General features: G+C 71.7%; 14 protein-coding genes and 1 tRNA gene. 9 read left to right on the top strand and 6 right to left on the bottom strand.

Annotated elements, in window-relative coordinates; translation table 11 throughout:
• Nucleotides 1-161 precede the first annotated feature (161 nt).
• Together J8M51_RS05480 and J8M51_RS05475 are read left to right on the top strand one after the other, a co-directional pair.
• Nucleotides 162-794: an SUKH-4 family immunity protein gene (locus tag J8M51_RS05480; RefSeq protein ID WP_267299002.1), complete on the top strand. Its 633-nt coding sequence runs from the start codon at nucleotides 162-164 to the stop codon at nucleotides 792-794.
• 117 nt (nucleotides 795-911) lie between these two features.
• Entirely contained in the window at nucleotides 912-1,400 is a 489-nt protein-coding gene (locus J8M51_RS05475) for a DUF6083 domain-containing protein (protein WP_086761336.1), read from the top strand.
• 305 nt (nucleotides 1,401-1,705) lie between these two features.
• Here J8M51_RS05475 and J8M51_RS05470 read toward each other — a convergent pair.
• Nucleotides 1,706-1,780: transfer RNA gene (locus tag J8M51_RS05470), tRNA-Cys, on the bottom strand.
• A 194-nt stretch (nucleotides 1,781-1,974) separates the two neighbouring features.
• On the opposite strand from J8M51_RS05470, the gene J8M51_RS05465 reads away from it, so the two are divergent.
• The 5 genes from J8M51_RS05465 to J8M51_RS05445 all read left to right on the top strand — a co-directional run bounded on the left by J8M51_RS05465 (nucleotide 1,975) and on the right by J8M51_RS05445 (nucleotide 7,065).
• Nucleotides 1,975-3,444: an MFS transporter gene (locus J8M51_RS05465; protein WP_086761344.1), complete on the top strand. Its 1,470-nt coding sequence runs from the start codon at nucleotides 1,975-1,977 to the stop codon at nucleotides 3,442-3,444.
• Nucleotides 3,445-3,531: 87 nt separating this feature from the next.
• Entirely contained in the window at nucleotides 3,532-3,732 is a 201-nt protein-coding gene (locus J8M51_RS05460; protein ID WP_086761338.1) for a hypothetical protein, read from the top strand.
• Nucleotides 3,729-4,103 carry a type II toxin-antitoxin system death-on-curing family toxin gene (locus J8M51_RS05455; RefSeq protein WP_086761340.1) on the top strand — a complete coding sequence of 125 codons (375 nt, stop codon included), beginning with the start codon at nucleotides 3,729-3,731 and terminating at the stop codon, nucleotides 4,101-4,103. The genes J8M51_RS05460 and J8M51_RS05455 overlap by 4 nt, the downstream gene beginning before the upstream one ends.
• A 160-nt stretch (nucleotides 4,104-4,263) precedes the next feature.
• Nucleotides 4,264-6,057: a DEAD/DEAH box helicase gene (locus J8M51_RS05450; protein ID WP_086761342.1), complete on the top strand. Its 1,794-nt coding sequence runs from the start codon at nucleotides 4,264-4,266 to the stop codon at nucleotides 6,055-6,057.
• 366 nt (nucleotides 6,058-6,423) lie between these two features.
• Entirely contained in the window at nucleotides 6,424-7,065 is a 642-nt protein-coding gene (locus tag J8M51_RS05445) for an IclR family transcriptional regulator (RefSeq protein WP_216589524.1), read from the top strand.
• Nucleotides 7,066-7,086: 21 nt separating this feature from the next.
• Here J8M51_RS05445 and J8M51_RS05440 read toward each other — a convergent pair whose 3' ends face one another.
• Nucleotides 7,087-7,953, bottom strand: coding sequence for an alpha/beta fold hydrolase (locus J8M51_RS05440; protein WP_267299001.1), 867 nt, complete (start codon nucleotides 7,951-7,953; stop codon nucleotides 7,087-7,089).
• A gap of 85 nt (nucleotides 7,954-8,038) precedes the next feature.
• Here J8M51_RS05440 and J8M51_RS05435 point away from each other — a divergent pair, with 85 nt between their 5' ends.
• Nucleotides 8,039-8,515, top strand: a complete 477-nt coding sequence (locus tag J8M51_RS05435) for a MarR family winged helix-turn-helix transcriptional regulator (RefSeq protein ID WP_216589523.1) — start codon at nucleotides 8,039-8,041, stop codon at nucleotides 8,513-8,515.
• Between the two features lie 95 nt (nucleotides 8,516-8,610).
• Entirely contained in the window at nucleotides 8,611-9,411 is an 801-nt protein-coding gene (locus tag J8M51_RS05430) for a S16 family serine protease (RefSeq protein ID WP_256966354.1), read from the top strand.
• 54 nt (nucleotides 9,412-9,465) lie between these two features.
• Here J8M51_RS05430 and J8M51_RS05425 read toward each other — a convergent pair whose 3' ends face one another.
• The 4 genes from J8M51_RS05425 to J8M51_RS05410 all read right to left on the bottom strand — a co-directional run bounded on the left by J8M51_RS05425 (nucleotide 9,466) and on the right by J8M51_RS05410 (nucleotide 13,172).
• Nucleotides 9,466-10,386 carry a glycine betaine ABC transporter substrate-binding protein gene (locus J8M51_RS05425; RefSeq protein ID WP_086764402.1) on the bottom strand — a complete coding sequence of 307 codons (921 nt, stop codon included), beginning with the start codon at nucleotides 10,384-10,386 and terminating at the stop codon, nucleotides 9,466-9,468.
• A 35-nt stretch (nucleotides 10,387-10,421) separates the two neighbouring features.
• Nucleotides 10,422-11,240, bottom strand: a complete 819-nt coding sequence (locus J8M51_RS05420) for an ABC transporter permease (RefSeq protein ID WP_398856279.1) — start codon at nucleotides 11,238-11,240, stop codon at nucleotides 10,422-10,424.
• Nucleotides 11,241-11,335: 95 nt separating this feature from the next.
• Nucleotides 11,336-12,532: an ABC transporter ATP-binding protein gene (locus J8M51_RS05415; RefSeq protein ID WP_086757082.1), complete on the bottom strand. Its 1,197-nt coding sequence runs from the start codon at nucleotides 12,530-12,532 to the stop codon at nucleotides 11,336-11,338.
• A complete protein-coding gene (locus J8M51_RS05410) occupies nucleotides 12,525-13,172 on the bottom strand; it encodes an ABC transporter permease (protein WP_086757080.1) in 648 nt (215 codons plus the stop codon). Before J8M51_RS05410 ends, J8M51_RS05415 begins: the two co-directional genes overlap by 8 nt.
• Nucleotide 13,173: the final 1 nt, after the last annotated feature.

Below are 13,173 nucleotides of genomic sequence, written 5' to 3'. Positions count from 1 at the left end.
GTGTCGCCCTTGAGGTGCGTGTTCGCGCGTACGGCGGGCGTTGTCAGTGGGGCGGCGTATGGTTCTCGACAGTGGGGACGACAACCGCTCGCCGGTACGACGTCGATCCCCGCCGGGGGAAGCACGCTGAGCACCATGTGCCGGGGGGAGCCATGAGCACAATGACGATGGGGACAATGGGCCTGACGGACCTGAACAACCTGAACGACCTGAACAACCTGAACGACCTGAACAACCAGGACGGACCGGCTGATCGCCATCGGCCGAACGACCTGGCGGTGCTGACCGGGGGCCCGGTCACGCTCTCCGGGCTGGCGCTGGACCTGCCCGCCCGGCTGCTGGACGAGGAGTTCGGCAGAAGCACGGTGTGGCGCTTCGAGGACTTCGACTTCCCGGCCACGCTCACCCACGAGCCGACCCGCCGCTTCCTGCGGGACATGGGCCTGCCCGAGGACCACGGCTTCTTCCACCTCGACACGGACATCCCGCTCCCGACCCTCGCCGAGTACTACGCGACGGACCGCCCCGGGGACGCCACCCCCGCCCAACTCCCTCCCGGCGCCGCCCACTTGATCCGCCTCGGCCACTTCGTCGAGGGCAACAGCCTCGTCGTCGACGGCACCACCGGCGCGATCCTCAACTGGAGCGAGCCGGAGTCCACCCTCTGCCCCCTCGACGCCGACATCTCCACCCTCGCCTTCACCCTCTGGCTCCTCCACCGCGAGAAACACGAGAAGACGGCGACGGGTTGCTGGATCGAGACCTTGCGCAACGAGGCCTGCGCGGAGCTCTGACCGCGGTCGCGCATCCACTGCCGCGGCATGTCCCGGATGCAGCGAAGAGCCGACCATGCCCCGATGCGCCCTGATTGCGCCCTCCCCACACCCGGGTGACACGCGCACGCTGCAACGATGGGGGACACGGACAAGCCGAGCATCGTCCCGTTACCGGGCGCCGACGGACATCGCCAGCCACCGCCGGACACACCACGGCCGTGGGAGAACACCGATCGTGCCCAGGCCGCCCGGGAAGGAGCCACGGGGCCCGAGCCCCCGGCTCCGCCCGTCTGCCCCGACTGCGGGCTCACCGGTGATCGCCGTCCCACGTACTACGACGCCCACGTCCTCCTGGAGCCCGGCCTGTCCGCTCCCGCCCACATGGTGCCGGCCTGGCATCGGTGGTACGTCGACTCCCACGGCGTCGGATGGAACAGCCAGGAGGACGAGCCCGCACCAGGGGCCGTGTGCCGGATCCCGCACCACATCGCCTGCCCGGGCCTGAAGTTGGAGGAGATCGGGCTGTGGCGATGGCTCGACACCATCCGAGCGGAGAACGCCCGCCGGGCACGACGCAGGGCGGACGAGGAGAGCCTCCCGAACGTCCTGCCGGACGCGGGATGAGTGACAGCTACAGGTAGTCGAAGGCCCGCACGACGGCATCCCAGAAGCGGTACAGGCGACGGTGCGGCTTACTGCAGTACCGCTGTCTGCGCCACCGACCGGGCGGCTGCCGCACCGGCACATGACACCACTTGCACGGCCGCGTACGGATCACGAATTCCTCTGCCACGCGGCACACCGCAACGGCCCGCTCTCACCGACCGTCCAGGGAGCGCAGGCCATGGGCAACGCCGACATCTGAGACGGACAGCCGTAAGGGCGCCCCTCGCGGGGTGCCGCCCTTACGTGCCGCCTGGTCGGGCAGGTGGAGGCCGTGGCGGGAATCGAACCCACGTAACTCGCTTTGCAGGCGAGTCCCTGAACCACTCGGGCACACGGCCATTCTCGAACTCGATGGATCGACCGTAGGCCGGGCTCGGGGCGGGGCTCAAGGGGAGCGGGGGTGCTGCAACGGGACTGCCATACGCCGTTCATGAACGGGGGCCGGGGAGGGCGGGGCGTACGACGAAGGTCCCAGGTGGTGGGGGACTCCGGACAGGGGCGAATGTCGGTGGTGCCCCTTACGCTGGCGGGCATGGCCGACCTCGAACCGCGTGACACGGACGTCGCACAAGCCCCTGCCCCCTCTGCCCCGGCCCTCGGTGAGGAAGGGGTGCTGAGCCGTTCCTACCGGGGGCTCAGTATCGGGATCGTCTCGGTCGTGCTGCTGATCGCGTTCGAGGCGATGGCGGTCGGGACGGCCATGCCGGTCGCGGCCCGGGAGCTGGACGGCGTCTCGGCGTACGGGTTCGCGTTCTCGGCGTACTTCACGACGAGTCTGTTCGGGATGGTGCTGGCCGGGCAGTGGGCGGACCGGCGGGGGCCGTTGGGGGCGCTGACGGCGGGGATCGGTGGGTTTGCCGCCGGTCTGGTGCTGTCGGGGACCGCCGGGGCGATGTGGCTGTTCGTGCTCGGGCGGGCCGTGCAGGGGCTCGGCGGCGGGCTGGTGATCGTCGCGCTGTACGTGGTGGTCGGGCGCGCGTATCCCGAGCGGTTGCGGCCCGCGATCATGGCGGCCTTCGCGGCGAGCTGGGTCGTCCCGTCCATCGTCGGCCCGCTCGCCTCCGGCGCGGTGACGGAACAGCTGGGCTGGCGCTGGGTGTTCGTGGGGATTCCGCTGCTCGTGGTGCTGCCGCTGGGGCTGGCGCTGCCGCAGATACGGCGGAGGGCCTCCGGGCCGGTGGAATCCGCCTCCTCCTCCGCCTCCTCCGCTTCCGCCTCGGTCGACCGGCGGCGTATCCGGCTCGCGTTCGGGATCTCGCTCGGGGCCGGGCTGTTGCAGTACGCGGCCCAGGACCTGCGGTGGTGGTCGCTCGTGCCGGCCGCCGCGGGAGCCGGGCTGCTGGTGCCGGCCGTGCTCGGGCTGCTGCCCAAGGGGACGTACCGGGCGGCGCGGGGGCTGCCGTCGGTGGTGCTGCTGCGCGGCGTGGCGGCGGGGTCGTTCGTCGCGGCCGAGTCGTTCGTGCCGTTGATGCTGGTCACCCAGCGGGGGCTGTCGCCGACGCTCGCCGGGTTCTCGCTCGCGGCGGGCGGCGGGACCTGGGCCCTGGGGTCCTGGATACAGGCGCGGACGGCGGTGGAGCCGTACCGGGAGCGGCTGATGACGCTGGGGATGCTGCTGGTCGCGGCGGCGATCACCACACTGCCGGGGGTGCTGATCGACTCCGTTCCGGTGTGGAGCGTGGCCGTCGCCTGGGCCTTCGGGTGCTTCGGGATGGGGCTCGTCATCTCCTCCACCAGCGTCCTGCTGCTGCACCTCTCCGCCCCCGAGGAGGCCGGTACCAACTCCGCCGCGCTCCAGATGTCCGACGGCCTCTCCAACGCCCTCCTCCTCGCCGCGGGCGGCGCCGCGTTCGCCGCGCTGGGCGGCGGCACGGTCGGCCATACGACCACCACGGCCACCGGTGCCGCCTCGCATCCGGCCGCGTTCGTCGTGGTGTTCCTGCCGATGGCGGCGGTGGCGGTGGTGGGGGCCTGGGTGACGACGCGGTTGCGGGAGCGGTGAGGAGGAGGGGAGGAGCAGCAGGGGGCTTGCGGCCGTGACTGCGTAAAGCGGTGGGAAGCGGGTGATCGCTGCCCCTGGCCTCTCCCCATGACCGAGATCACTCTCCACCTCGCCCCCGACCGGCTCCGAGCCCTCGCCGACCTCGCCGATGCCCAGGGGCGGCGGCCCGAGGAGCTGGTGGAGGCGGCCGTCGAGACGTATCTCCGGGCGGAGAGCGGGCTCGTGCGGGCGCGGGCCGAGCGGCTCGCGGAGGAGCACGCCGAGCTGTTGCGGAGGCTCGGGGAGTGAGCCGTCATCTGACCGTGGCCGAGGTGATCACCATCGCCGAGATCGCCTTCGGCGGGAAGCCGCCCGAGACCCGGGAGGCGGGGTTGCTGGAGTCCGCCGTACACCGGCCGCGTGCCCGGATGTTCGGGACCGCCGCCTACACCGACCTCTACGACCAGGCGGCGGCCCTGCTGCACGCCCTCGCCACCAACCACCCCCTCGTGGACGGGAACAAGCGGACGGCCTGGCTCGCCGCCGCGACGTTCCTCGCGGTCAACGGTGTGGACCTGGCCGCGGTGGACCAGGAGCGGGCGTACGGCCTGGTCGTCGATGTCGCGTCCGGTGAGGAGGGCGAGGTGGAGCTGATCGCTGAGCGGTTGCGGGGGTTGTGAGGTGGGTCCCATCGACGGGGGAGGGGGTGTCGTACGCGCGTTGACACGACGTGTGCGCCGGTAGGGTGGCCCGGTTGTCATACGTAGCCGAGGTGTCCGAGTCGCTGCGCGAGTCGCCCGGGGCTACCCGCCGAGCCGCTCGACCACCCCATCGGAGACCGTGACTACCACCGCCACCTCCTCGAACCACCACCTCTCGCCCGCCTTCCCGGGCCGTGCCCCGTGGGGTACCGCCAGCAAGCTGCGTGCCTGGCAGCAGGGGGCGATGGAGAGGTACATCCAGGAGCAGCCGCGGGACTTCCTCGCGGTCGCGACCCCGGGCGCCGGGAAGACGACGTTCGCGCTGACGCTCGCGTCCTGGCTCCTGCACCACCATGTCGTGCAGCAGGTGACGGTCGTGGCGCCCACCGAGCATCTGAAGAAGCAGTGGGCCGAGGCCGCCGCGCGGATAGGGATCAAGCTGGACCCGGAGTACAGCGCGGGCCCGCTCAGCAAGGAGTACGACGGGGTCGCGATCACCTACGCGGGCGTCGGCGTACGGCCCATGCTGCACCGCAACCGCAGCGAGCAGCGCAAGACCCTCGTGATCCTGGACGAGATCCACCACGCCGGTGACAGCAAGTCCTGGGGCGAGGCGTGCCTGGAGGCGTTCGAGCCCGCCACCCGCCGGCTCGCGCTCACCGGTACGCCGTTCCGGTCCGACACCAACCCCATCCCCTTCGTGACGTACGAGGAGGGGACGGACGGCATCCGCCGGTCGTCCGCCGACTACACCTACGGCTACGGCAACGCGCTCGCCGACAACGTCGTCCGGCCCGTCATCTTCCTCTCCTACAGCGGCAACATGCGCTGGCGGACCAAGGCGGGCGACGAGATCGAGGCCCGGCTCGGCGAACCCATGACCAAGGACGCGATCAGCCAGGCCTGGCGTACGGCGCTGGATCCGCGCGGTGAGTGGATGCCGAGTGTGCTGCGCGCCGCCGATCAGCGGCTCACCGAGGTCAGGAAGGGCATCCCGGACGCCGGTGCCCTGGTCATCGCCACCGACCAGGACTCCGCCCGCGCCTACGCCAAGCTGATCCGGGAGATCACGGGGACGAGCGCGACCGTCGTCCTCTCCGACGACACCGGCGCCTCGAACCGTATCGACGAGTTCAGCCACGGCACCGACCGCTGGATGGTCGCCGTCCGGATGGTGTCCGAGGGCGTCGACGTGCCCCGGCTGGCGGTCGGGGTGTACGCCACCACCATCTCCACCCCGCTCTTCTTCGCCCAGGCCGTCGGACGCTTCGTGCGGTCCCGGCGGCGTGGCGAGACCGCGTCCGTGTTCCTGCCGACCATCCCCGACCTGCTCACCTTCGCCAACGAGATGGAGGTGGAGCGGGACCACGCCCTCGACAAGCCGAAGAAGGAGGGCGAGGAGGACCCGTACGCCGAGGAGGACAAGCTCCTCGCGGAGGCCGAGCGGGAGCAGGACGAGGACACCGGCGACCAGGACATGCTGCCGTTCGAGGCGCTGGAGTCCGACGCCGTGTTCGACCGGGTCATGTACAACGGCGCCGAGTTCGGCATGCAGGCCCACCCCGGGAGCGAGGAGGAGCAGGACTACCTCGGGATTCCGGGGCTCCTGGAGCCCGACCAGGTGCAGCTGCTGCTGCAGAAGCGGCAGGCGCGGCAGATCGCGCACAGCCGCAAGAAGCCGGACGCCGAGGCCGACCTCGTGGAGCTGCCGGCCGAGCGGCGGCCCGTCGTCACCCACAAGGAACTGCTGGAGCTGCGCAAACAGCTCAACGGCATGGTCGGCGCGTACTCCCACCAGTGCGGCAAGCCGCACGGTGTCATCCACACCGAGGTACGGCGGGTGTGCGGCGGACCGCCGAGCGCCGAGGCCACCGCGGGGCAGCTGCGGCAGCGGATCGCCAAGGTGCAGGAGTGGGCGACCCGGATGAAGTGAGGCCGGCCGTACGCAGCGGAGTGCGCTCGGCAGCGCGCTCCGCTTCGTGGGAGCGCGCGCCCCGAGTGTGCTCCCGGGCGCACTCCGCGTCGTACGCCCGTACATTTCGCGACAAATCGAAGTAGTCCGTACCGGTCACTGACCGGATTCTGGACGGAGTCTTCCGCTCAGCGAACCGGCTCGTCTACTGTCCCGCTACGCATACGCCCCGTGGCAGCGCCGCCGCGGAGCGCAGCCGTGAAGCGACTCCGCCCGGATCATCCGGGTTCAGCCGATCGGCGGCCTCTGTAGCGCGTCGCCGACGGGACCGGTGACGCATCAGCCGTGACAGGGGTCGCCGCCCTCACCCAAGAAGGAGTGGGCGTCGTGACCGCGGAGACCTCTCAGACGCTTGATCGGGGACTGCGTGTCCTCAAGCTGCTGGCCGACACCGACCACGGGCTGACCGTCACCGAGCTGTCCAACAAGCTCGGCGTCAACCGGACCGTGGTGTACCGCCTGCTCGCGACGCTGGAACAGCATGCCCTCGTACGGCGTGACCTGGGCGGACGTGCCCGGGTGGGGCTGGGGGTGCTGCGGCTCGGGCGGCAGGTGCATCCGCTGGTGCGGGAGGCCGCGCTGCCCGCGCTGCGGTCGTTGGCCGAGGACATAGGCGCGACCGCCCATCTCACGCTCGTCGACGGGACCGAGGCGCTGGCGGTCGCGGTGGTCGAGCCGACGTGGACGGACTATCACGTGGCGTACCGGGCCGGGTTCCGGCATGCGCTGGACCGGGGCGCCGCGGGGCGGGCGATCCTGTCGGGGCGGCAGCAGCCGGGGGACTGGCCCGGGTACGCGCTCACGCACGGGGAGCTGGAGGCGGGGGCGAGCGGGGCCGCGGCGCCGTTGCTCGGGGTGAGCGGGGTCGAGGGCAGTGTCGGGGTCGTGATGCTGGCGGACGCGGTGCCGGAGCGGGTGGGGCCGCGGGTGATGGACGCGGCCAGGGAAGTGGCCGACGCGCTGCGGTGACGCCGGGCCCCGGGGCCGGAGCTACGCGGCCGTTTCCTCCAGGCTGTTCAGCCAGGTCAGTAGGTGCCCGGTGAAGGCGTCCGGTGCCTCCATGTTCGCGTAGTGGCCCGTGCCCTCGATCGACCGGGACCGGCTGCCGCCGGCGACCGTCTCGATCAGGCGCTCGGCCATGGCGATGAGGTCAGGGGCGTCGAGGGCGCCGTTGACGGCGAGGGTGGGGACGGTGACGGTGGCGGCGCGGGCCCAGGTGTCGGTCACCGGGACGTGCCAGTCCGTCTCGCCGACGGTGTGCTTCAGGGCCGTGGCGCGGCTCATCTCCCGTACCCGCCGGACGATGTCGGGGTCCACCTCGCCGACCGTGCGGTACGGGCCGGCGACCGCCTCGCCGACCACGTTCAGCCAGGCCTCGATGTCACCGGACATCAGCGTGCCGTAGTACCGGGCGACGCTGTCCTTGGTCCAGGGGTCCGTGTGCTCGGGCTCGCTCGTGCCGACGCCGCTGACGACGAGGGCGCGCACCAGGTCGGGGTGTTCCAGCGCCGTGTCGACGGCCGTGCCGCCGCCCATCGACATGCCGATCAGGACCGCCGGGCCCGTGTCCAGGTGGCGCAGCAGCGCGGCGAGGTCGTCGGTGAGGCGGAAGGGCCTGCTCGCGTTGGCGGAGGCGCCGTGGCCTCGGGCGTCCGGGGCGATGACGCGATGACCGGCCGCCACCAGGGCGGGCACCAGGTCGCGCCACATGCGGTGATCCGTGAAACCGCCGTGCAGCAGCACGAGCGGGGTGCCCGGGCCGGCCTTCCGGCCGGATTCCTGGCCCGTGTCCAGGTAGGCGAGGGGGCCGTCGTCGGACTGGAACGTGCGCGTGAGGACCTGCGAGGCGGCATTCATGACAACCAAGGTGTCATGTTGGAGGCAGAATGACAACCCAGTTGTCATTCTGTGGTGGTGGGAGGGCGTGGCGGAGAATGAGCCCGTGACAGAGACCAATGAGCCGCTGCCGCCCGACGTGCTCGCCGGGCGGCTGTCCGAGGTGTTCGCCGTCCTGGGGCCTCTCTACCGGCGGACGACCCGCGCGCTGGAGCTGAAGGAACGCAAGGAGGGGTTCCCCGTCGGGGTGCGCGCGGTGCTGGAGCTGCTGCGCATGGGCGGGCGGCCCATGACCGTCCCGCAGATGGGGCGGACCCTCGCGCTGAGCAGGCAGTTCGTCCAGCGGATGGTCAATGAGGCGGCGGCGCGGGACCTCGTCGAGGCCGTCGCGAACCCCGCGCACCAGCGGTCCTCCCTGATCCGGCTGACCGACGCCGGCCGGGCGGCCGTCGACGAGCTGGTCGCCCGGGAGAGCGTGCTGCTGGAGCGGGCGGGCGGGGACCTGACGGGGGCCGACGTCGACTCGTGCGTACGGGTGCTGACCCAGCTCCTCACCCTCTTCGAGGACGTGGACGTCAACTGAGGCCCGGACCCGCCCGGTGAGGCCCGGACCCGCCCGGTGAGGCCCGGACCGCCACCGGCCCCTGGCCGAAATCGCTCCTCACGTAGATTGACCCCGTGCTCTCTCGTCTCTCCAGCCTTTCGCGTCCCGTGGCCGTAGCCGTCTGTGCCCTGCCGGTGGTGGGGCTGCTCGCCACGGCGGTGTTCGCGCCGTTGCCGTTCTCCGTGGCGCAGCCGGGGATGACGGCGAACGTGCTGGGCGAGAACAAGGGCGAACCGGTGATCACCATCAGCGGCACGGAGGCCCGGAAGACCACCGGGCAGCTGCGGATGACGACGATCGAGGCGACCGGACCGGACGCCCGCGTCGGGCTCGGCGAGGTGATCGACGGCTGGTTCCGCACGGACCAGGCCGTCATGCCCCGCGAGGCGGTCTACCCGAGCGGTGACACCACCGAGGAGATCCAGAAGCACAACCAGGCCGAGATGAAGGAGTCCCAGGACACCGCCACCGAGGCCGCGCTCGCCTACCTCGGCGAGGACTCCGGCGACATCGAGGTCACCCTGCGGCTCGCGGACGTCGGCGGCCCCAGCGCCGGCCTGCTCTTCTCCCTCGGCATCGTCGACAAGCTCGACGGCGACGGCAGCGGCGGCGACCTCACGGGCGGCCGCGTCATCGCCGGTACGGGGACCATCGACACCGCCGGCAAGGTCGGTGCCGTCGGCGGGGTCGCGCTCAAGACGCAGGCGGCCCGCCGCGACGGCGCCACCGTCTTCCTCGTCCCCGAGGCCGAGTGCTCCGACGCGCAGACCGAACTGCCCAAGGGGCTGCGGCTCGTCCCGGTGACGACCCTGAAGGGCGCGGTCGCCTCGCTCGTGGCCCTGGAGACGGGCAAGGGGTCCGTGCCCAGCTGCTGAGCCACGATCGCGGCTCACGCCCCGGCGGCCCCCCCGGAGGCACTCCCCGGTGGCTCAACCCTCCCGCACGAACCCCTCCGCCACCATCCAGTCCAGCGCCACCCGGTGCGGGTCCTCGCCGTCGACGTCCACCCGGGCGTTCAGCTCGCGGGCCACGGCGTTGTCCAGCCTTTTCGTGACGGGGGCGAGGACGTCGGCGATCTCCGGCCACTCCTTCAGCGTCGCGGAGTTGATCTCGGGGGCCGCGTTGTAGTTGGGGAAGAACCGCCGGTCGTCGGCCATCACCGCGAGCCTCATCGACTCGATCCGCCCGTCGGTCGTGTAGACCTCCCCGAACAGACAACTCCCCTTCGCCGCCTGGGTGTAGATGATCCCGCTGTCCATCAGGGTGATGTTCCCCGCGGGCAGGCTCATCCCGTACGCCTTCTGCATGCCCGGCAGCCCGTCCGCGCGGTTGGCGAACTCGCTCTCCACGCACAGGGTGACCGCCCCGGGTTCCTTCGCCGCCAGCAGGGCCACGTCGGAGAGGGTCCTCGTGCCGTACTCGGCGGAGTGGGCGCGGTTCAGGGCGAGGGCGTAGGTGTTGTTGAGCGCGGACGGCGGCAGCCAGGTCAGACCGTTCTCCAGGTCGGCGTCACGGACCTCCTCCCACTGCCGGCGCGGGTCGGGGACGGGGGCGCTGTTGCCCTGGTAGGTGATCCAGGCGGTGCCCGTGTACTCGTACATGGCGTCGGCGTCCCCGCTCCGCACCGCCTCCCGGGCGCCGAACGACCCCTGGATGCCGGTGCGGTCGAGTACCTCCGCGCCGGCCGCCTGGAAGGCGATGCCCATCATGGCGCCGAGGATCAGGTTCTCGGTGAAGTCCTTGGCGGTGACGGTCAGCCGGGCCCCTTTCAGTGGCTGTCCCCGCCCGACCGAGCCCGGCAGGACGTCGTCGGTCATGGGGGAGCCGCTGGTCAGCCCGCAGCCGGTCATCAGCAGACAGCAGAGCAGCAGGGGCGTGCGCCGGTTCACGGGTCCGTCTCCAAACCCCGCGGCCGGAGCAGCACTTCGGCCAGTGAGGCGAGCCAGTCGACCAGCAGGGCCAGGGCCACCGTGAGGATCGAGCCGAGCACGAGGACGGGCATGCGCTGGTTGGTGATGCCGGTGGTGATCAGTACGCCGAGGCCGCCGCCCCCGCCGAAGGTGGCGAGGGTGGCCGTGCCCACGTTCAGGACGAGGGCGGTGCGGACGCCCGCCAGGATCAGCGGTACGGCCAAGGGGAGTTCGACACGGGTGAGGACCTCCTTCGGGGACATGCCGATGCCCCGGGCGGCTTCGAGGAGGGTCGGGTCGTTCGCCTTCAGTCCGGCGATCGTGTTGGAGAGGACGGGCAGGACGGCGTAGGCGATGATGCCGATCAGCGCCGCCGTGGTGCCGATGCCGAGCCAGATCACCAGCAGCGCGAGCAGGCCGATGGCGGGGGTGGCCTGGCCCGCGTTGGCGACGGTCATGGCCACCGGGGTGGCCTTGCGGAACGCCTCCCGGGTCAGCGCGATGCCCAGCGGGATCGCGATGATCAGCACGAAGAAGGTGGAGATCACCGTCAGCCGGATGTGCTGCCACAGGGCCTGCCACACCTGCCCGTTCGACAGCGCGTTCGCGGAGATGGCGTCCAGCTCGGCCTGCTCGAACCAGACCCAGGTGGCGAACAGGACGACGACGAGGACAGAGGGCAGGATGGTCAGCTTCCGCCTGCTCACCCGGAGCACGAGGGGCTGTCCGGGCGGCGGGGCCTGGCCGGTGGGAGGGGCGGCGGGGCCCGCGAAGGTGCCGTCCGGCGTGGGCAGGGTGTCCGGGGCGGGCGCCGGGGCCGCCGTCTCGGTGGAGGCCGCGGTCCTCGTCGTCGGGCCCGCCCCGGTCGTGGCACCCGTCTCCGCCGCGGTCACCCGGCCTCCTCCCGTGCGTGCCGGTGCTCCAGGGCGGCCAGCCGGTCCGCTTCCAGGAGCCCACGGGCCGAGGCGACCAGGGTCTCCATGTCCACCACACCCGTGTACTCGCCGTCCGGCCCGGTGACCGCGACCCGCCCCGAGCCGTCGGTCAGCACGGCCTCCAGGGCGTCCCGCAGCGTGGCGTCCCCGGCGACGGTCCTGCGGACCGGGGTCCCGGCCCGCGCGAGTGCCCCCTCACCGCGCCCCGCCCCCGTCAGGTCCTCGCGGCGCAGCCACTTGAAGGGGCGTCCGCTTCCGTCGAGGAGCAGCAGCTCGTCCGTGTCGCCGGTCCGCAGCCGTTCGAGGACCCGGCGCGGTGGATCGTCCGCGCCGGCCGTCGGCCAGTCGGTCACCGCGATCTCCCGTACGCGGGTCAGACCGAGTCGCCGCAGCGTGGCGCCCCCGCCCACGAAACCGGAGACGAAGTCGTCGGCCGGTCCGGCGAGGATCGCCTCCGGGGTGTCGAACTGCGCGATGCGCGACCGCTCCCGCAGGATCGCGATCCGGTCGCCCAGCTTGACCGCCTCGTCGAAGTCATGGGTGACGAACACGATCGTCTTGCGCAACTCGCGCTGGAGCCGCAGCAGTTCGTCCTGGAGGTGGTCGCGGGTGATCGGGTCCACCGCCCCGAACGGCTCGTCCATCAGCAGGACGGGCGGATCGGCGGCCAGGGCCCGTGCCACGCCCACCCGTTGCTGCTGGCCCCCGGAGAGCTGCCGCGGATACCGGTCGCGGAACTCGCCCGGGTCGAGCCCCACCAGCTCCAGCATCTCCGCCACCCGTGCCCTCACCCGGGACACGGACCAGCCGGCCATCCTCGGTACGAGCGCGATGTTCTGGGCGACGGTCATGTGCGGGAAGAGCCCCGACGACTGGATGGCATAGCCCACCTTGCGCCGCAGCTTGACCGGATCAATGCCGGTGACGTCCTCACCATTGATCCGGACGGAACCGCCGGACGGCTCGATCAACCTGTTGATCAGCTTGAGCGTCGTCGACTTTCCGCAGCCGGACGGCCCGACGAGCACGACGGTCTCGCCGGCGTTGATCCGCATATTGACGCTGTCGACGGAGGGTTGACGACTGCCGGGATACCTCTTGCTGAGGTTGACCAGCTCGATGGTCGCCCCCGCCACACCGTGCTCAGTCACGGATCCCCCTCGGAATCGTCAGCCGCCCGAGCAGGACGTACGCGGCGTCGAACAGCAACGCCAGGGCGACGATGCCGAGCGTGCCCGCGAGCACCTGGTTGAGGGCGTTCGCGCTGCCCAGGGAGGCGATACCGCGGAAGATCTCGTTGCCGAGTCCGGGCCCGGAGGCGTACGCGGCGATCGCGGCGATACCCATCAGCATCTGCGTGGAGATCCGGATCCCGGTGAGGATCGGCGGCCAGGCCAGCGGCAGTTCGACCCGCAGCAGCCGCAGGGTCCGGGACATCCCGATGCCCTTCGCCGCGTCCACCAGCGCCGGATCGACGCCGCGCAGCCCCACGATCGCGTTCCGGACGACCGGCAGCAGCCCGTACAGCGTCAGCGCGATCACCGTCGGGGCCACGCCGAGGCCCACCACCGGGATCAGCAGGCCGATCATGGCGAGGGAGGGGACGGTGAGGAGGGTGGCGGTGGTGGTCGTGGCGAGCGCGGCGGCCCACTCCCGCCGATAGCTGACGACACCGACGAGGACCCCGACGGCCGTGGCCACGACCATGCACTGGAACACCGCGCTGGCGTGCTGATACGCGTCGAACAGCAGCTTCTCGCGGTAGCTGCCGACGTACTCCCAGAAGCTCACC

The sequence above is a fragment of the Streptomyces griseiscabiei genome, from assembly GCF_020010925.1.
Lineage (GTDB): Bacteria > Actinomycetota > Actinomycetes > Streptomycetales > Streptomycetaceae > Streptomyces > Streptomyces griseiscabiei.
This window is presented reverse-complemented; position numbering and strand designations above follow the sequence as displayed.